This window comes from Segatella copri (assembly GCF_026015295.1).
Classification (GTDB): Bacteria; Bacteroidota; Bacteroidia; order Bacteroidales; family Bacteroidaceae; genus Prevotella; species Prevotella copri_C.
Window position 1 is genome coordinate 581,574 of the sequence record NZ_JAPDUW010000001.1, and the last position, 19,729, is coordinate 601,302.

14 protein-coding genes are annotated in these 19,729 nt (G+C 45.8%); 7 read left to right on the forward strand and 7 right to left on the reverse strand.

Annotated elements, in window-relative coordinates; translation table 11 throughout:
• The first annotated feature begins 8 nt into the window (after positions 1-8).
• Complete coding sequence (gene panC / locus ONT18_RS02310) at positions 9-860, forward strand: pantoate--beta-alanine ligase (RefSeq protein WP_264906771.1); 852 nt, start codon at positions 9-11, stop codon at positions 858-860.
• A gap of 61 nt (positions 861-921) precedes the next feature.
• Positions 922-1,266: an aspartate 1-decarboxylase gene (panD, locus tag ONT18_RS02315; protein WP_117692769.1), complete on the forward strand. Its 345-nt coding sequence runs from the start codon at positions 922-924 to the stop codon at positions 1,264-1,266.
• A gap of 64 nt (positions 1,267-1,330) precedes the next feature.
• Here the strand turns inward: panD and ONT18_RS02320 are convergent, their stop codons facing one another.
• From ONT18_RS02320 to cysD, 5 genes are all read right to left on the reverse strand, one after another.
• Entirely contained in the window at positions 1,331-2,170 is an 840-nt protein-coding gene (locus ONT18_RS02320; protein ID WP_264903851.1) for a PstA family ABC transporter permease, read from the reverse strand.
• 26 nt (positions 2,171-2,196) lie between these two features.
• Positions 2,197-3,078 (reverse strand): phosphate ABC transporter permease subunit PstC, encoded by an 882-nt coding sequence (gene pstC / locus ONT18_RS02325; protein WP_119230060.1) that lies wholly within the window; start codon positions 3,076-3,078, stop codon positions 2,197-2,199.
• A gap of 146 nt (positions 3,079-3,224) precedes the next feature.
• Positions 3,225-3,950, reverse strand: a complete 726-nt coding sequence (locus tag ONT18_RS02330) for a phosphoadenylyl-sulfate reductase (RefSeq protein ID WP_264903852.1) — start codon at positions 3,948-3,950, stop codon at positions 3,225-3,227.
• 69 nt (positions 3,951-4,019) lie between these two features.
• On the reverse strand, positions 4,020-5,285 hold the full coding sequence (locus ONT18_RS02335; RefSeq protein WP_264903853.1) for a sulfate adenylyltransferase subunit 1: 1,266 nt from the start codon (positions 5,283-5,285) through the stop codon (positions 4,020-4,022).
• Between the two features lie 158 nt (positions 5,286-5,443).
• The gene (gene cysD, locus ONT18_RS02340) at positions 5,444-6,352 is read right to left on the reverse strand and encodes a sulfate adenylyltransferase subunit CysD (RefSeq protein WP_371318253.1); all 909 of its coding nucleotides are present in this window, start codon (positions 6,350-6,352) and stop codon (positions 5,444-5,446) included.
• A gap of 303 nt (positions 6,353-6,655) precedes the next feature.
• Here cysD and ONT18_RS02345 point away from each other — a divergent pair, with 303 nt between their 5' ends.
• Positions 6,656-8,179, forward strand: a complete 1,524-nt coding sequence (locus ONT18_RS02345) for an RNA-binding domain-containing protein (RefSeq protein WP_264903854.1) — start codon at positions 6,656-6,658, stop codon at positions 8,177-8,179.
• Positions 8,180-8,292: 113 nt separating this feature from the next.
• Here the strand turns inward: ONT18_RS02345 and ONT18_RS02350 are convergent, their stop codons facing one another.
• Both ONT18_RS02350 and ONT18_RS02355 read right to left on the reverse strand, forming a co-directional pair.
• Complete coding sequence (locus tag ONT18_RS02350) at positions 8,293-11,748, reverse strand: AAA family ATPase (RefSeq protein WP_264903855.1); 3,456 nt, start codon at positions 11,746-11,748, stop codon at positions 8,293-8,295.
• On the reverse strand, positions 11,745-13,052 hold the full coding sequence (locus ONT18_RS02355; RefSeq protein WP_264903856.1) for an exonuclease SbcCD subunit D: 1,308 nt from the start codon (positions 13,050-13,052) through the stop codon (positions 11,745-11,747). The genes ONT18_RS02350 and ONT18_RS02355 overlap by 4 nt, the downstream gene beginning before the upstream one ends.
• A 460-nt stretch (positions 13,053-13,512) precedes the next feature.
• Between ONT18_RS02355 and ONT18_RS02360 the strand changes: the two genes are divergently transcribed.
• The 4 genes from ONT18_RS02360 to ONT18_RS02375 all read left to right on the forward strand — a co-directional run bounded on the left by ONT18_RS02360 (position 13,513) and on the right by ONT18_RS02375 (position 19,722).
• A complete protein-coding gene (locus ONT18_RS02360; RefSeq protein ID WP_264903857.1) occupies positions 13,513-14,151 on the forward strand; it encodes an HU family DNA-binding protein in 639 nt (212 codons plus the stop codon).
• A gap of 112 nt (positions 14,152-14,263) precedes the next feature.
• Entirely contained in the window at positions 14,264-14,476 is a 213-nt protein-coding gene (locus ONT18_RS02365; RefSeq protein ID WP_217314058.1) for a hypothetical protein, read from the forward strand.
• Positions 14,477-14,478: 2 nt separating this feature from the next.
• Complete coding sequence (locus ONT18_RS02370) at positions 14,479-14,757, forward strand: type II toxin-antitoxin system YafQ family toxin (RefSeq protein ID WP_217314059.1); 279 nt, start codon at positions 14,479-14,481, stop codon at positions 14,755-14,757.
• Between the two features lie 1,050 nt (positions 14,758-15,807).
• Positions 15,808-19,722 carry a BspA family leucine-rich repeat surface protein gene (locus tag ONT18_RS02375; RefSeq protein ID WP_264903858.1) on the forward strand — a complete coding sequence of 1,305 codons (3,915 nt, stop codon included), beginning with the start codon at positions 15,808-15,810 and terminating at the stop codon, positions 19,720-19,722.
• The last annotated feature ends 7 nt before the right edge of the window (positions 19,723-19,729 follow it).

The window sequence follows — 19,729 nt, forward strand, 5'->3', positions numbered from 1 at the left end:
TTATGACGATGAAAGTATTCAATAAGATTGTTGACCTCCAGAACGAACTCTTCATGTGTCGTAAGGAGGGAAAGGAAATCGGCCTTGTGCCAACTATGGGTGCGCTGCATGAGGGTCACGCCTCTCTTGTTAAGCGCAGTGTGAAGGAAAATGGCGTGACTGTGGTTTCTGTGTTCCTGAATCCTACACAGTTTAATGATCAGGGTGACTTGGATCGCTATCCTCGTACCCTCGATGCTGACTGCAAGCTCTTGGAGGCTTGTGGTGCTGACTATGTGTTTGCACCATCGGTGAAGGAGATGTATCCTACACCAGATACACGCCACTTTGAGTTTCCACCTGTTTCTACCGTGATGGAGGGTGCCAAGCGCCCGGGTCATTTCAATGGTGTATGTCAGGTAGTGAGCCGTCTTTTCTATATCGTTCGACCAACCCGTGCTTATTTCGGTGAGAAGGATTGGCAGCAGATTGCTGTCATCAAGCAGCTCGTGAAGTACATCAACAGCAATGTGCAGATTGTGGAGTGTCCTATCATCCGTGATGAGGATGGTTTGGCTAAGAGCAGCCGTAATACTTTGCTGGCTCCTGATGAGCGTGCCATTGCGCCAAACATCTATAAGGCTCTGAAGGAGAGTGTGGAGTATGCCAAGACTCATACCGTACAGGAAACTCACGATAAGGTGGTTGCCGACATCAATGCTGTAGAGGGTCTGGAGGTAGAGTATTTCCAGATTGTGGATGGCGACAGCCTGCAGGATGTTTCTACATGGGAGGATAGTGCATACGTGGTAGGTTGCATCACCGTTTATTGCGGTAAGACTCCTATCCGTCTCATCGACCATATCAAGTATAAGGGATAAATTCCTCTATAGATATTCTTTATTAAGTTTAATCCGTAACAGATCAAGTAATAACAGAACAATGCAGATAGAAGTATTGAAGAGTAAGCTCCATTGTGTGACCGTAACTGAGGCTAACCTGAATTATATGGGTAGCATCACCATCGATGAGGACTTGATGGACGCTGCTAATCTGATAGCAGGCGAGAAGGTTCAGATTGTAGACAACAACAATGGTGAGCGCTTGGAGACCTATATTATCAAGGGTGAGCGTGGCAGCGGTTGTATCTGCCTGAACGGTGCTGCAGCCCGCAAGGTGCAGGTGGGCGATACCGTCATCATCATCGCTTATGCCCTGATGGACTTTGAGGAGGCTAAGACCTTCAAGCCAACCGTGGTTTTCCCTAAAGAGGGAAATAAGGTTTAAAAATCAAAGGAAATATAAAACAGAAGAGGGTGTGTCATAGACAAATGACACACCCTCTTCTGTTTTATATTTTATTCTTCGAGAAATGACTCATGATGTACCTGCCTCCGAAACTCAACACCAATACGATAATGGTGAGTACCACAGCGGCGGCGTAGGCTCTGTTCTGAACATCCTCCTGCGGGGCGCTCAACTGGAAGAACACGCTCAATGGGAGGGTGGCTGCCTGCTGGTTCAGTCCATGAGGAATATGATCGGAGAATCCTGCCGTAAACATCACTCCGGCACAATCGCCGATGGCTCTACCGATACTTAATAAGGTGGCGGTAGCGATGGCTGGGGCTATCTGTCTCAGTACCACGCCGATAGTTTCTATCCTCGTGGCTCCCAGACTGTAGGAGGAATCGAGTATCTCCTGTGGAATCGTCTTCGCCACTTCGTCCATCGAACGGATGAGTATCGGAACGATGAGCAGGGTGGTGACGAGAATACCTCCGCCCAGCGATGCCCTGATGCCCAGCCAAACCATCACCGTAAAGGCAAAGGAGCCATATACGATGCTCGGAATTCCGAAGAGGGTATCATAAGCCAGACGGGCGATGTATCCGAATTTTGAGTTGGGTTTGAGATATACATTCATATAGAACACTACGGGCAGCGAGATAAGCAGACCGAGCAAGGTAGAGCCGCCCACGATATAAAGGCTGCCCACAATGGCATTGAGGAATCCGCCCTTGCCGCCCAGATAGAAGCCACCGCTAGGCAACTGGCTCACCATCTCCCAGGAGAGCACAGGAAAGCCTCGCCTAAAGATGGTCCAGAGAACGCTCAGTACGAAGAAGCCTACAATGCCTATCGACCCGAGCATCAGTAATTTCACGATTCTTTCTTCCAAGTATTTCATAAGCCTTTTTTTACTCTTTTACCCTTTTACTCTTTTACCTTTAATAGCACGATTCTCGAGCCGAGATTCAATATCACTACCACGAAAAACAGCAGGAAGGCGGCAAACATCAGGGCGCTGTCATAAAGCGGAACCGAAAGCATTTCACCATAATTATTGGCGATGAGTGCCGGTATCGGGTAGCAGGCATCGAGCACGCTTCCCGGAACAATGGCGAGGTTTCCGCACACCATCAGTACAGCTATCGTTTCGCCCAGCGTTCGGCTCAGCGCCAAGACTACAGCGGCAATCATTCCCGGTCGTGCCTTTCTCAGCACAACATGCTTGATGGTTTGCCATTGTGTAGCGCCCAGCGAGAGCGAAGCTTCTCTCAAATCTGTTGATATGTTATCGAATATCTCCATAAACAGGCTCACCAGAAGCGGGATGATCATCACGCTCAATACGATGCCGCCCGCCAGAACCGTATATCCCGAAGAAAATTCCACGAAGAGGGGAGCTACGTGTTTCGAAACCCAAGGCACGATGAGTAGGCTCCCCCATACGCCATAGATGACGGAAGGCAATCCGGCTAGAATATCGAGCAGCGGATATACGTATTTCCGGATGCTGCGGTGGGCGTATTCCGTGAGATAGATGGCCATGAGCAGGGAGATGGGGAGAGCGATGAGAATGGCGAGTGCCGTACACCAGAAGGTGCCGGCGAGGAAAGGCAGGAATCCGAACTTGCCTTCCATCGGTCGCCAGTTGCTCTCCGTGAGGAGTTCCCACAGATTATACTGGCTCAATATCGGTTCCGACTTGATAAACAGTCCCACCGCCATGATGATTACCAGGAATATGGAGGCGATGGTCAAGAGAAACATCACCTGTCCTGCTATCTTATCCTTTGCTATTCTATAATCCATACTCGTATTTTATTATCCAAGCAGGCTAACGCCCAATCCCAACAGCAGGAATGCCGCTGCCTCCAAGATATTGATGATTAAATTCTTCATGCTCATTCCCTTCCTAAAACATTTGAATTCTTCACTCTTCGTTCTTCACTTAAAACCTAGCTTCTCTGATGCAATCCGCATTCGCGATGTTCCGGCGATTCCCACCACCATCTTCCGGCTCGGATATCCTCGCCTGGCTTGATGGCTCTTGTACAAGGTTGGCAACCGATGCTCGGATATCCCTTGTCCTGCAGCTTGTTATAAGGCACATGGTGCTTTTTTACATATTGCTCCACATCCTCTTCGCTCCAGTTGATGAGCGGGTTCACCTTAATCAGGTTATGAATGTCGTCCCATTCCACTACCTGCATATCCTTGCGGGTTACGCTCTGCTGCTTTCTCAATCCGCAGATCCATACATCCAGTCCCTGCATTGCCCGCTTCAGCGGTTCCAGTTTTCTTACCTGGCAGCAGCGGTGTCGGCTTTCTATCGAATTATAGAAGAGGTTGATGCCCTCTTCCTTCACCATCTGCTGCACCGCCTCATAGTTTGGGAAGAACACTTCCAGGTTGATGCCATACGTCATGTTGGTCTTGTCGATGAGCTGGTAGGTCTCCGGGAAGAGTCTGCCTGTATCGAGTGTGAAGATGCGGGCAGATTTATCCGTCTTCACGATGATGTCGGTAAGCGTCTGGTCCTCGATGCTGAGGGAAGAAGAAAGAGCGATGCGCCCTTTGAATGCCTGAAGGAAATAACCGACAATATCCTCGGCAGGCGCATCGCTGAATTTCTTATTGAGTTCCGGAACCAAATCCTTTATATTACTTTGAACTTTGATCATTGAACTTTGAACTTTATGATTACTCTATATTACTTTGAACATTCAACATTCAACATTTAACATTCAACATTATTTAATAAGTCCCGCTCCCACGGTCTCGTTTGTATCCGGGTCGATGAAGATGAGGCTGCCTGTTACCTTATTCTCCGTATATTTATCGAATACCAATGGGTTGGCGGTGTGGATGGTGATTTCGGCAATATCGTTCATCTTTAATTCCGATACACCCTCTTCCTTCTCCAGCGTGTTGATATTGCGGCGATAGTTGATGCTGCGAATCAAACCCTGGGTTTCGAAGGTGGCCTGACGAACTACGTATTTGTTTCTTACGGCAGCAGGGCGCTCGTTGAACCAGCAGACATCCAGCGTGATATCCTGTTCGATGCTAGGCTGCTTCTCATCTGCCTTTACGAGGGTGTCGCCACGCGAAATGTCGATGTCATCGTTCAGCGTCAGAGTAATGCTCATAGGGGCATAAGCCTCCTCCAAGTGCTCCTCTACGAAGTCGATGCTCTTCACGGTGCTCTCCGTGCCCGATGGCAATACTCTTATCTTATCGCCCGGACGGATGATGCCGCCACTCACTCTGCCCGCATAACCGCGGTAGTCAGGGAACTGGCTGCTGATAGGACGAATCACATACTGTACAGGGAAACGGAAGAAATCGCTCACCGTCTTATGACCTACCGGAACGGTCTCCAGATAGTTCAGCAGGGTAGGTCCCTCATACCAAGGAGTCTTCTCACTCTTGTTCACCACGTTGTCGCCATCCTTGGCGCTGATAGGGATAAACACCACGTTCTTGATATCCAATGCCTCCGACATTTTCTTGTAGTCGGCAACAATCTTGTCGTATACATCTTTACAGAAATCAACCAGATCCATCTTGTTGATAGCCACCAGGATATGTGGTATACCGAGCAGCGAAGAAATATAGCTGTGGCGCACGGTCTGCTCCAGTACGCCATGACGTGCATCAATCAGAATGATGCTCAGGTCGGCAGTACTTGCACCTGTTACCATGTTGCGGGTATACTGAATATGTCCCGGAGTATCAGCGATGATAAACTTGCGCTTCGGTGTAGCGAAATAGCGGTAAGCCACATCGATGGTGATGCCCTGTTCACGCTCAGCACGGAGACCATCCGTTAGCAAAGCCAGGTTCACTTCTTCATTACCGCGGCTCTTGCTAGCAGCCTCCACCGCCTCCAACTGGTCTTCGAAAATCGACTTGCTGTCATAAAGCAATCTTCCTATCAAAGTACTCTTTCCATCGTCCACGCTGCCCGCAGTAGAGAAGCGGAGCAGCTCCATATCTAAATAACCTCTATCCATGTTTCTTTTAATGTTAAGTGTTAAATGTTAAATGGGCTAGCGCCCTCACCTTCACCTTGATTTAAATGTTAAGTGTTAAATGTTAAGTGTTAAGTTGTTTGCTGTATATGACTGCTATGCTAATTCAACATTCAACATTTAACATTCAACATTGAAAATTAGAAGTATCCCGCCTTCTTGCGGTCTTCCATTGCCGTTTCGCTTCGCTTGTCATCGGCTCTTCCTCCACGTTCAGTAACGCGTGTAGAAGCAATCTCGTCGATGATATCCGCTACGGTTGTCGCCTTCGATTCCGTGAGTCCGGTGCAGGTAATGTCACCGATGGTGCGGCAGCGAACCAGCTTCTTTACCACTTCTTCTGTAGGCTTGCGCTTGATGCAAGGCAGGGCTGCGAGCCACTGTCCGTCGCGGTTGAATACCTCTCTTTCGTGGGTGAAGTAGAGCGAAGGCATCGGAATGTTCTCCAGGAAGATATACTGCCATACATCCATCTCCGTCCAGTTGGAGATAGGGAACACACGGAAGTGTTCGCCCATGTTCTTTCTGCCGTTGAAGATGTTCCAGAGTTCTGGGCGCTGGTTCTTCGGATTCCATTGTCCGAACTCGTCACGATGACTGAAGAAGCGTTCCTTGGCACGCGCCTTCTCCTCATCTCTTCGGGCACCACCGATGGCTGCATCGAATTTATATTCCTCCAGGGTATCGAGCAGGGTAGTGGTCTGCAGTTTGTTGCGGGAAGCATAATAACCCGTTTCTTCCTTCACTCGTCCCTTGTCGATGCTTTCCTGCACGCTGCCCACGATGAGTTCGGCTCCGAGTTTCTTCGCCAGTTCATCACGATACTGGATGGTTTCCTCAAAGTTATGTCCCGTGTCGATGTGCAACAGAGGGAATGGAATCTTCGCCGGATAGAAAGCCTTGTAGGCGAGATATGTTATCACGATAGAATCCTTGCCACCCGAAAAGAGAATGACTGGACGCTCGAACTGGGCAGCTACTTCGCGGAGCACGTAGATAGATTCTGCCTCCAGTTCCTTGAGATGTTTGATAGTCTTATTGTCCATAATCTATGTCTTTTTTTATTATTATTTTCTGGGTGCAAAGGTACTGCGATTTCCCCACTTGGGCAATACCACATGGGGAGTAAAAAGACTACCATACAGGGAGTAAAGAACATACCATACATTTGGTATAAGGCTGCCAAACGTATGGTATGTATGATGGATTAGAATATGTATCCTATATATAATAAGGTGTAATTGGTATAGACCAATTAAAATAGTATCTTCATTTTATTGCTAAATAATTATAAAGAAGTTGTTAGTATCAAATAAAAAGAGTATATTTGTACGATATAAAATTAATAAATCATGGCATTACCGATAAATATAGAAAGCCTTCTTAGTGGAAGTGCAGTAGAAAGCAACCAGCTTGAATACAAGGAAGGTTGGAATCCAGATACAATATATCGTAGCATCTGTGCCTTTGCCAATGATTTTGAAGACACTGGTGGTGGGTATATCATTGTTGGTGTAAAGGAAGAACGCGGTCATGCTGTTCGTCCTGTTTTAGGTGTTAATCCTAATTTGATAGAACAGATAGAGAAGGATATGGTTGGTTACAATAATCTTATCCGTCCATACTATCAACCTCGTCTTTTCATTGAAGAGGTTGATGGCAAGACTATTCTTGTAATCAAAGTGACGGCAGGAGAACGCCGTCCATATAAGGTGCCTGATCGTATTACTGCAAAGCAGAAGGACTTCAACTATTATATCCGCTATAATAGTAGTAGCATTGTGCCGAAAGATGAGTATGAACGTGAGCTGATAAATTTGGCTAATCGTACTCCTTTTGACGACCGTGGCAATGATCAGATAAGTCTTAGGGATATTTCGGCTACTTTGTTGAGAGACTTTCTTGTTGAAGTAGGTAGTGATTTGGCTGATCAAGATCTATCGGGTGAAAACTTGAAAATAGTTCTTGACCAAATGGACTTGTTGGAAACTACACCAGAAGGCTTCAAGGTCAAGAATGTTGCTGCGATGATGTTCTGTGAGCATCCTGAGAAATTCTTCAAAATGACCCAGGTTGAAATCGTGATATTCCCTAAGGGGAGATTACAAGATCCTGATAATATGATAGAGGTTGCACCGATAAGGGGTTGTGTGCCTAAGATGATTCGTGATACGATGAATTATCTCAAGACAAATATTATTCAGAAGACAATTCATAAGCCAGAGAATACAGAACGTTCCGTTGTTACATATAATTATCCTTATCAAGCTTTGGAAGAAGCTGTCGTAAACAGCCTTTATCATCGCAGTTATATTGAAAGAGAACCTGTTGAGATAACTATCGAACCAGATAAGATTAGTATTCTCAATTTTGGAGGACCTAATCACACAATATCTATGCAGGCTATAAAAGAAGCTCGTATGCTTCGTTCTCGTCGATACACAAACCGCCGATTGGGAGAGTTCTTAAAGGAATTGAATTTGACAGAGGGTAGAGCTACGGGGATTCCTACTATTCAGCAGAAGTTGCAGGAAAACGGTTCGCCTCGTGCAATAATTGAGACCGATGAGGAACGTACATATTTCTTAATAGATATACCATGTAATTTAGACTATATCGGTGTGCCTATTGGTAAAGAATGCAAGAAAGAATGCAAGAAAGAATGCAAGAAAGAACTGTCTGAATTACAGATGCTTATCATGGGTGCGTTGTCTGAGAATGCTAAGTTAACAATACCAGAATTAGCAAGAAAGATGGGCATATCTGCAAGAAAGATTTCTCAGGAACTAAAGTCTTTACAGGAAGTATTTCAGGTCTTGAAACGTGAAGGAGGTCGTAAGAATGGTTATTGGGTAGTATTGGATAATGACGTGTAAAACGTATTATAAAATACATATATTTCTGTACGATAGCAAGTGCTTTCTAAAGTAACTCGAATGGTTTGGAGTTATTCAGAGCATAACTTGCTATCGTCAGATATTTCGTTCTGTTACGGATAGATCTCGATATGGCTGCTGCCGGAGTTGCCATTCTTGATAATCCTTATCTGGGTGGTGATGCGCTCGCTCATCGTGTCGGTATGACTGATGACGCCCACCTTCTTGCCTTGCGAACTTTGCAGCATGGCGAGGGAGTCGATGACGGTGGCTAGGGTATCGGGGTCGAGGGTTCCGAAGCCTTCGTCGATGAACAGATTCTCGAAGGAGATGTTGCGGGAGGATAATGCCGACAGGCCCAAGGCGAGACCGAGACTCACGATGAAGGTTTCGCCACCTGATAGGGAGGTGGTGTCTCGGATATCGTCGGCACGGTCGTGGTCGATGACTCGGATGCCCAGCGAATGCTTTACCTGCTGCAGTTCGTAGCGGCTGTTGAACTTTCTGATTTCCTGGTTGGCGTGCGCTATCAGGAAACTGAGTGTGTAGCATTGGGCTATCTTGCGCAGCGTCTTTCCGTCTGCTCCGATGGCATCCGTAATGGCTGTCCAGTCATCCTTTTCCTGTGTTACGAGTTGCAGAGCCTCAGCCTTGTCACCCAACTGCTTCACGGCTTCCTGGTGGTTCTGCATCCTGGCGTTGGCAGCAATCAGTTCGTTGCGCTGGCTTCTCTCCTGATACTCCTGCTGAATGGTCAAGAGAGCATCACGGGTTTGGGCAGGCTGATGTTCCAAGTGCTGCTGATGCGCCTTTTCTGCGCTCTGGTAAAGGGCGGTAGTTGAAGCCACGGCTTTCTCCTTTTCGTCCTTTTCCCGTCGGATAGTGTTCCAGTCTTCGGCAGAGTGAAGCATCTCCCGGATGGTGTTTCGGTCGATAAGGCTTGGTTCGATACTTCTTTCCTCGATGCCTTCCTCTTCGGAGTCTTTTCCTTCGATGCTCTTTTCTTCAAGCTGCTTGTTATATTCCTCAATCCAAAGGTCGAGTTCCTTTTCCTTCGTTTGCAGATTCTCTTTCATCGTTTTGTTCTGAGACAGCATGGTTTGATGCGAACCTTTACTGTTGGCGAGTTCAGCCTTCAGTTTGTTGATGTTCTCGTTCTGAGTATCAGCTGCTTTCGTAGCCTCATCCTTTGCTGCTGTCAGTCTTTGTTCTGCCGCATCGGGCTCTTCTCCATTCAGAATCTGCTTGTATTTCTCCTGCCATTCCTCCATTTCCTTCTTGGTACTATTCCATGCCTGAAGGGCTTTCCCGTAAGCCTCCTCTTTGCTCTTTTTCTGCGAAGCAAGGTTGATGGTAAGTGCTTTTTGCTCAGCTAGTTTTGTGGCGCAGGTTGATGTGTTTTCTTGGGCTTTATTCTGTATAGTAGAAGCCTTGCTTTCATACGCAGCTTCATCCTTCACAGCCTTGTCCTTGAGTTGCGTCAGCCGTTCTATCTCTTTCTGAATCTTGTTAAAGAGGCTCAGTTTGCTGCTCGCATCTTTCGCCTTGTTTTCATAGATAGGCAAGAGCAATTTCAGTTCTGCCTCTGCCTTTGGAATCTTTGGATACTGGGCGATGAGCGCCTTCCATTCCTCTTCGTAAGTTGCGATTTCACCCGACAGCTTTTCCTGTTGTTTCTGGAGCGTCTGTACTTCGCCATCGTTCTGTTTTCTTTCGCCGGAAAGATCCTTCTCCTCTTTCTGCTGCAGTTTCAGTAGATCCTCCTTGGCTTTCAGAAGTTGAGAGAGTTCCGTGGTGGCTTCCACAAACTGTCTGTTGTCGGTATGATAAGGATGGGTCGTGCTGCCACAGAGCGGACAAGGCTTGCCTTCGGTCAGGTTGGCACGATGAATCTCCCATTTCTCACTCACCATGAGGGTATAGGCATTTCTCAGCGTCAGGGTCTCTTGGGTCAGCGCCTCGATGGTCAACTTGCTCAGCGCTTCATCTATCTCTGCGTTTCTCTTGTCCAAGACCAGGATGCGCTCCTCATTCTTCAGCTTTTCTGTTGTGGCAGCATCGAGATGAGCCACAACCTTGATGGCTTGCTGGACATCCTGCAGTTTCCTGTCGGCTACAGTCTTGCTGTTCTGCAGTTCCTCTATATTCTGTCCGGCAGTCTTATTTCTTTCCTTCTCCCAAGCCTGTTCTGCGGCTTGCGTCGCTTCGTGCAGAACCTGTTTCTGCTTGGCAATCTCTTCATTTGTCGTTTTGAGGGCAAGGTTTGCTTTCTCCGTTTCGGCTTCCCATTTTTGGATGTTTCGGGCGTTTTCCTCCACGTCTTTCTGGGCAGTTAGATTCTCTTTCTGCGCCAACTCCAATGCCTCTTTCTTTTCTTTCAGATTCGGCATCGCCGCTTCCATTTTTGTTTTCAGCGCTCTTGCTTCAGCGATGACCGGCAGCGCCTTTTCCAGCTGTTCCTGTGCCTTGCTTACTGCTTCCTTCAGACTGGCGAGAGTTTTCTCGCTTTCGCTGATGGCAGACTCTTGACTTTTGATGTTTGCTTCCGCTTTCAGAATGTTTTCTTCCTGCTCTTGGATGCTTTGCGTCTGTCGCTCTACTTCCTGCAGCAGGTTGACGGCAGGCTGTACTTCATCGTGCAACTGCAGACGGAGAATCTGGGCTTGCATCGCTTTAATGGCATCTGCTGCTTGCTCCATATCTGTCTGGCAGATAGCGATTTGTTTTATTTGCTTATCGTTTTCCTCAAACCATTGCAGGTCTTTCGAAATGGCTTGCAACTGGCTGTCGAGTTCCTTCTCAGCCTTTTCCAACCGGGCGATTTCCTCCTTCAGTTGGGCAAGTTCTTCATCGTTCAGCAGGTTCTGTTTTACGGCTTCCACCGATGCTGCCATCTGGTTGTAGGCATCCGTCGCCTGGTCTTTCGCCTTCTTGATTTCAGTAGCGATGTTCGTATAAGTTTCCTCGCATCCGATGAGTTTTTCCAGAAGTTCGTACCGCTCGTTTTCCTTTGCCGTCAGGAAGTTGGCAAACGAGCCTTGGGCGATGAGTACGGTACGGAGAAACTGGTCGTAGTCGAGTCCGATGATGTTCGGCAGCTCGTTCCAGTCGGCAGTTTCCTCTGTTACCTCTTCTCCGTTTCTCGTGATTTTATAAAGCGCAGTCTTGGCGTTTTCGTAGCGCACTCTCTGGAATCTGACGTGCCATTCTGCGCGGTAGATGCTGCCGTTGTTGGCAAGGAAGGTGAGTTTGCTGTAGCCTTCCTTCTTGCCACGTGTCAGGATGTTTCGGCTGTCGGTAGGAGCCAGACGGTTACTTTCGCTGGCATCGGCAGCTCCGAAAATCTCGATGTTCTGGTTCTTGTCTCCTTTCTTCCTGGGATAGCGAGGGGCGCGGTTGTAGAGGGCAAGGCAGATGGCGTCGAGTAGGGTAGACTTGCCACTTCCCGTCGGACCTACGATGCTGAAGATGGTGCTCTCGCCTAAGGCACCTTCTTCAAAGTTGATGACCTCGCCTCCCTGTTTGTCAAGCGAAGCGAGGTTGAGTATTTCGAGTTGTAGGAATTTCATAATGATGATGTCGTTAATAAATCGGATAACATTTTCTCCTGTCTTTCGTTCATCGGAGCGTTGTGCCTGATGGCGAAGGCTTCTTTCAGCGTGTCGAGCGGAGGACGGTTGATGATGTCTTCTATGCTGGTGATGTGCTGGGAACCCTGGATGGTGGAGAGGTCCAGTTGCGGGATGATGCGCTGGATTTTGCAGAGCACGGCATCCTTTTCGTTGACGAGCTTCTCCAGTTCCTTGATGTCATCGCTGGTCAGTTTCTCCTGTTTCACCTTCAGCATCACGTAGTCGAAGTGGTCGCTCAGTTCGCCGTCTGTTCTCTCCGAGAGTTCAGAATTGATGAGCTTCTGCCATTTCTTGAAGGTCAGTTCTTCCTCATCTTCGGGCAGGATGCGGAGGGCGTGCTGAGGCTTGTATTCCAGGAAATCTACTTTCCATTCCTTACTTTTGCCGGTTTCCTTTCCTTCATCCTCTTCTCCGTGTTCTATGGTGATGAGGTCGATGCCGTGGGTGTAGTCTTTCTCGGCGAACGACATCGGGAGGATACTTCCCGTGTATCTTGCCCAGTCGGTGTTCCAGATATGTTGCCGTTTGTGAATGTGTCCGCAAGTCATATAGTCGGGATGGTCGTTCCATCCTTCCAGGTCCACTTCCTCCTGTCCGCCGATGATGATTTTCTCGCTCGCATCCTTTTTGGCGATATCCGAACCCTTGGCGTACATGTGTGCCATCATGATGCACTTCCTGCCCGGGTGTTTCTTTCGAGCTTCAGCCGTCAGTTCTCTCAGAAAGTCGTTGACTCCCTGCGAGTAACTGGCGTTCTGCACCACATCGCTTCTTAGGAAAGGTACGGCGAGGATGATGACTTCTTCTCCTGCCTCGTTGGTTACGGGGATGATGAGGTCATCGAAGGAATAGATCCAATGTCCGCCGGTTTTATCATCGTCCCCGCTTTCTCCCTGCTTCCAGATTTTCCTTACGTTTCCTCTTATTTCCACGTGGTATCGGGTGAGTAGCGGACGGGGAGCCTCCAGTCGGCTGGCGGAATCGTGGTTGCCGGCGGTAATGATAACCTGCATGTTAGGGCACAGTTGGGTAGCATCGGCAAGAAACTCGTAATAAACGGTCTGTGCCGCTGCCGATGGATTTCCGTTATCAAAGATGTCTCCTGCGATGAGGAGAGCATCGGGCTTTTGTTCAGCGATTTGTTCCAGGAGCCATTTCAGGAAATGCTTGTGTTCCGGCAGACGGTCGTTGCCGTGAAACAGGTTGCCCAGATGCCAGTCGCTGGTTGCTAATATCTTCATACTCATAAGAATGTCTAATCTTAGTCTTTTTCTTTGTCTTTGGCTTACAAACCTTTAACCTTTGGTTTGCAATCCTTTGACCTTTGGCTTGCAATCTGACTACAAAGTTAACACAATTATTTGGGATACGCAAAGAAATAAGCTCAAAAAACGAAGAATTATGGCCGGAAAAGTAAAGATATTCAGGAAAAGTCTTGTTTTATATCTGATAAAGTTGTATCTTTGCAAGGTAGAAATCTTCGTTCATAAACATTGAATGTCCGTTCAGTGTCTTTGAACGGCGGTTCATAGACTTTGAATGTCGGTTCAGTGTCTATGAACGGAGATTTCTCCTAGGATTAAATACTTTTCTTCCTAGGTTTGTGGTCTTTTCTTCTTAAGTATAACAATAAATACTATAGGATGTAAAGGCTGTTGCAATTAGAAATACTAATAAACTAAAGTAGGAAAGGAAACTGATATGGCTAAGTACAAATTGCAGGAAATGGGGGATATGCGCTATGATGGCAAGCGCAGAGTTTATCCCAAGATGGTGACCAACCGTACACTATCCCGAAAAGAGTTCGTCAAGATGATGCAGAACTACCATCGCGGTATTTCGGAAAGTACCACGGAGGCTGTATTGACCGATGTGGTTGATATGCTGACAGACATGCTCTCCATGGGTTACAACGTGAATCTGGAAGGTTTCGGCACCTTCTCCCTCTCCCTCGCTTTCGAGGATGAGAAGCCTAGGGAAATTCTGAATCCAGATGATAAGATGACGTATCGCAAGGTGGGCGTGAAGGACATCAACTTCAAGGCGTCTCCTGAGTTTATCAAGGAGGTGAAGCGTGAAACCGACCGTGACCTGGAGCGTGATATGGGTGGTGTAAAGGTTATCCGCAAGCAGCTCTATTCCAAGGAAGAGCGCATCGCCCGAGCCCTGGAGGTGATAGAGAAGAACGGAGTCCTCACCCTAGGCGATTATGCCTCCATCAACAACCTGAGCCGTACTGCCGCCTCTATGGAACTGAAGGAGCTGACCTGTGATAAATCTTCGCCGATAGATTCACTAGGCCGTGGCAGCCATAAGGTTTGGGTAAAGAGAAAAGAATAAATAAAAATGAGTTTTTATACTATTTTATTGGGATTTGCAAGAAACTTTCCGATTTTCTTGCAAATCCCAATTCTTTTTATTACTTTTGCGGTGTTATTAAAATGATAGTGTTATGGATGCAACATTACAAACAATAAATTTGCAACTTCCTAGTTCCGATATGCAATTTTTGAAAGAATTGGCTAAAAGAATGGGATGGGTTGCTAGCAAAGTGAAGTCTAACTCTAAAATGTCAGAGTTAGATAAGGCAATTCTTGATGTAAAGGAGGGAAATGTCAAAAACTTCGATACTTTGGAGGATATGATGAACTATCTGGAGGCTTAGTTATGTATAAGTTACAGCTTTCTGGGAGGTTTAAAAAATCGTACAGGAAATGTATCAAACGAGGATACGACAAGTCCTTGTTCGAGGAAGTTGTGTCTATTTTGTTGAGAGGAGAACCATTGCCAGCAAAGTATAAGAATCATCCTTTGCATGGAAATTATGAAGGATGGAATGATTGTCATATTCTTCCTGATTGGGTTTTGGTATGGAAGTATGATAATGATGAGTTAATCCTATGTTTACTTGATACAGGAACCCATTCTGATTTGTTTAAGAAGTAAATCATCAACTATTTTATTGTGATTTGCAAGAAACTATTTCTCTTTTAAGTCATTTGCCGATTTTTCGAAATCAGCTTTGATATCATCTAATAGTGGATTTCTGTTTTAGCATAAATGTCAATGCCATCATATTGTTTTGCTCTTTCGAGCATCTCCTCTTTATGTTTTAGGAGTTGTTTAAACTTTCTGATGTTTTCCTCCTTTGTATTGTTCTTTGTTGCTTGCATAATAACCTTCTTTTTAATGTTATTGTTATTAATTTGGTGGCAAAGATAGGAAAAGTAAATGAGATATGCAAGAAAAAAGACCTAAAATTTTGTGAAGCCAATTCTTTTTCGTACTTTTGCAATCGTCTTGCTGTGAATGGCTGGCGATGAGTCGCTGGCTAGATAAAAATCCATGGCTTGGCCTATTTTAAATTGAAGACGTTTGCTTGACGTTTCTTCTGACCTTTCGAAACCTCGGAAATTTCATAAGCGTTCAGATGGAGACTGCGGTGGGCGTCTACCCACTGTGTATATACACATGGCATAGGTGTGCCCCTTCGACTGAGGGGGTACACCCTATGCTATCATATATATACCTGCTTGGCGTAGGCTTCTGTTGCTTCTTATCCTTGACGCTGTGGTCCATTCCGAGGTACCTGAAAGGCAAGGATGAGGCTAAGGGTAATAAGATTCCTACGCCATCATTTTATAATAGCAATCCTGTTTCTAACAATCTTCTCTGCTTAGGGAATCGGTGGAGCATATTTATAGGGCTAAGAGACACCGATATAGCAAAGAAAATAGATTTGGAAACTTTGCACCAGCAGATAAATGAACTTCAGATTGATAAAGATTTGAACAGGGGAAAGCTGCACCCTCTTTCGGAGAAATTCACTATATTTGCAACATGAAGGAAATATAGAAACTATACCAAGGATAGAGTTAGCCTTGATTATCATCGGGGGGTGCATCCATATTTATCTTCTTAATAAACCTCTTGTATTTTCTGGAGTGAACTTAACAATAAGCAGACAAATTTAAATAACAATTATAATATTAATTTATGAAAAAATTTACCAATCAATTCAATGGGTCGCATGCCGACCGTATTAACAATGGTGGAGGTAGGTTCCGAAGGATCGCTCTGTTCCCATTGATGTTGCTCACGTTGTTGCTTCTGCCTACCCGCATGATGGCGCAGACAGATTACGACAACACAGTTACCTTCACAGCCTTAGAGGGTAATCCTTTGGGCATATCTGATGCAGAAAGTTACCATAAACTCTTTGATGGCCAAAAGAAAGAAGGCAATTCCACCAAGTGGTGCTGCAATTTCTATAGCAGTGCCTATGTCATCTTCAAAGCCAGCAAGGCAGGAATTCCTGTGGGCTACACTATCACTACAGGCAACGACAACTCCAATTGGAATGGTCGTAACCCTAAGTCGTGGAAGCTCTATGGTAACAATGAAGGTCAAAATGGCAATTGGACGCTGATCCAGGAGGTGAACAACGATACGAAGCTTCAGGATGTGAACTGTACTTCTTACGACTTCACCTGCGAGAAGGGAAAAACATCTTATCAATATTTCAAATGGGAAATATCGGCTATTCAAAGCGGAGACGTGTTGCAAGTAGGCGAATTCGAACTCAAACTCCAAACTTGTACGCACACAAATACTGATGGTTCGTCTGCACTTGGCGATCCAATAGAAAACGTAGAAGCTACTTGCACCGAGCATGGCTATACCACATACAAATGCTCTATTTGCCACTCAACTGTAAAAGAATATAAGACTGATGAGCTAAAGAAGCATACACTCACTCACCATGAAGCTACAGATGCGATAAAGGAACACTGGCTGTGTAATGTATGCCACAAATACTTTAGCGATGTGGATGCCACTCAAGAGGTAAGTTATGCCAGCCTTTTATATAAGGGTTACGCCGTGTTTGACGGAAGCACAAGAACACTTACATTCAGATACGGCCCTTCCAAGCCTGAAGGAGCTTATGACTTGAATGAAGGCACTAATTCCCCTGCGTGGGAGAAACAACGAGCCAATATCGAAAAGGTAGTCTTTGATGCCTCGTTTGCTAATGCAAGACCAACGAGTTGTTATAAATGGTTCTGGGCTTTTAATAACTTGGCACAAATTGAAGGTATTGAATATCTTAATACCGAAAAAGTAACCAACATGGACTGGATGTTCTCTGGCTACTCTAATCTTCCCTCGCTCGACCTCTCTAACTTCGATACTCGGAACGTGACAAGTATGAGAGGTATGTTCAATGCCTGTAAAGGTATTGGCTCGCTCGACCTCTCTAACTTCAATACTCAGAACGTGACAGATATGTGCTGTATGTTCTGGACGTGCTCTGAGCTTACCTCACTCGACCTCACTAACTTCGATACTCAGAACGTAAAAGATATGAGTGCTATGTTCATAGATTGCTCTAATCTTACAACCATCTATGTTGGCGACAAATTTGTCACAACAAACGTAAGTAATGGATCTAATATGTTCGCTGGCTGCGAAAAACTCAAAAACTATGACAGAAGCAAGACAAACCACAACTATGCCAACTGCGGCACGGATGGTTACTTTACTCCTGGATGTGGGTATGCCGAGTTTGATAATGCCACTGAAACTCTTACATTCCGTTACAAGGGATTCAAGCCCGAAGGAGCTTATGATTTGAATGAAGGCACTAATTCCCCTACGTGGGCGAAACATGCAGCCAATATAAAGAAGGTAGTCTTTGCTGCCTCGTTTGCTAAAGCAAGACCTACGAGTTGCTATAATTGGTTTAGATATTGTGAAAAACTGACTCAAATTGAAGGTATTGAGCATCTTAATACCGAAGAGGTAACCGATATGAGCTGGATGTTCATGGGCTGCAAGGCTCTCGCCTCGCTCGATGTTACTCACTTCAATACCGCGAAGGTGACGGATATGGGAGTTATGTTCAATAGCTGCTCATCTCTTACCTCTCTCGACGTTTCTAACTTCAATACAGCGAAGGTAACAGATATGTACACAATGTTCCATTGTTGCTCATCTCTCAAAACGCTCGACCTTACAAACTTCAATACTGCGAATGTAACGGATTTGGGCTATATGTTCGAAGGTTGCTCATCTCTCAAAACGCTCGACCTTACAAACTTCAATACTGAGAAAGTAACGAGTATTATAGGAATGTTCCATGACTGCTCATCTCTCACTACTATCTATGTTAGTGACAAATTTATTACAACAAATGTAACAAGAGGAAATATCGTGTTCGATGGTTGCACCGCTCTCAAGGGTGCAATAGATTATGATGCCAACAAGACCGACTGCACCTACGCCAACTACACGAATGGCTACTTCACTCCAAAAGGCGGTTTTCAAGCCTATGCTGTATTTGATGCAGATAACAGCACACTTACATTCGGTTATGGCGCAAAGCCTGCGGGGGCTTATGATTTGAATGAAAAGCCATCATATCCAGGATGGGTTGCAATAAGAAACAATATCAAGAAGGTCGTATTCGATGCCTCGTTTGCAAAAGCACGTCCTACGAGTTGCTATTATTGGTTCAGTGGTTGTGATATGCTGACTCAAATTGAAGGTATTGAGCATCTTAATACCGAAGAGGTAACCGATATGAGCTGGATGTTCATGGATTGTCGCGGACTCACTTCTCTTGATGTTTCTCACTTTAATACCCAAAAAGTAACTAATTTGGAACACATGTTCAATAGATGTAGCGGACTCACTTCTCTTGATGTTTCAAGCTTCAATACCGAGAACGTAACAAATATGACATGCATATTTTTGGGTTGTAGCGGACTCACCTCTCTTGATGTTTCTCACTTCAATACCAAGAAAGTAACAGATATGTCATGTATGTTCTATGAATGTGGTAAACTCACCTCTCTTGATGTTTCTCATTTCAATACGGGTAATGTAACCGATATGAGCTTTATGTTCTTTAATTGCTCCGCCCTCACCTTACTCGACCTCACAAACTTCAATACAGCAAAGGTAGTGGATATGGGTGGTATGTTGATACTCTGCTCAGCCCTCACTACTATTTATGTCAGCGATAAATTTGTTACAACAAACGTAACAGAAAGAGGAAGCATGTTCTATGGCTGCACCTCGCTCAAAGGCGCAATAGCTTATGATGAAAACAAGTTTGACGACACTTACGCCAACTATGAGACTGGCTACTTCAGCAAGTTGGTAGGTAAGAATGGCGACGAAAAGATTGGAGCATCAGGAGAAACTCTTACAGCAGCGAGTCTTGCTCTTGACGATGAAAAGGACTTCGTGGCTTACGAACCATTCACAGCTACAACAGCTACTTACAACCGCGAAATGAAGGCTGGCACCGCATGGGCTACGCTCTGTCTGCCTTTCGAGGTGTCGCTTGCAGATAAGAACTTCCGTGCCTTCAAGCTTCTTTCGGCTAACGAGAGTACAAGCACCATTCAGCTCGAAGAGATTACGACAAGCATCACAGCAGGCACTCCTGTTATCATCAAGATGAACAACGGTGAGACCACTCTCAGCATCTCTGAAGCTAACAAGGAGATTGCGCAAAAGGTAGTATCTGCTGCTGATGGTAACTATCAGCTCCAGGGCATCTATACCCAAAAGGTGTTCGACAAGGTTGCTGACAACAATTGCTACATCGTGAAGGGCGACAAGCTGATGAACCCTACCAAGTTGTTGGAGAACACAAGCACAACACAGGTGGGCAGCAAGCCTTTCCGTGCTTACATGGTAGACAACACTTCATCATCTGCTGGAGCCAAGATGTTTAGCATCGCCATCGGTGACAGCACAACAGCCATCGACAGCCTCAACACCATTGCAGACGACAATGCCATATACTACGACCTGCAGGGCAATCGCCTCAACGCTCCTCAGAAGGGCATCAACATCGTAAAGCGTGGCAGCAAGACAATGAAAGTTATCATCAAATAAAAAAAAT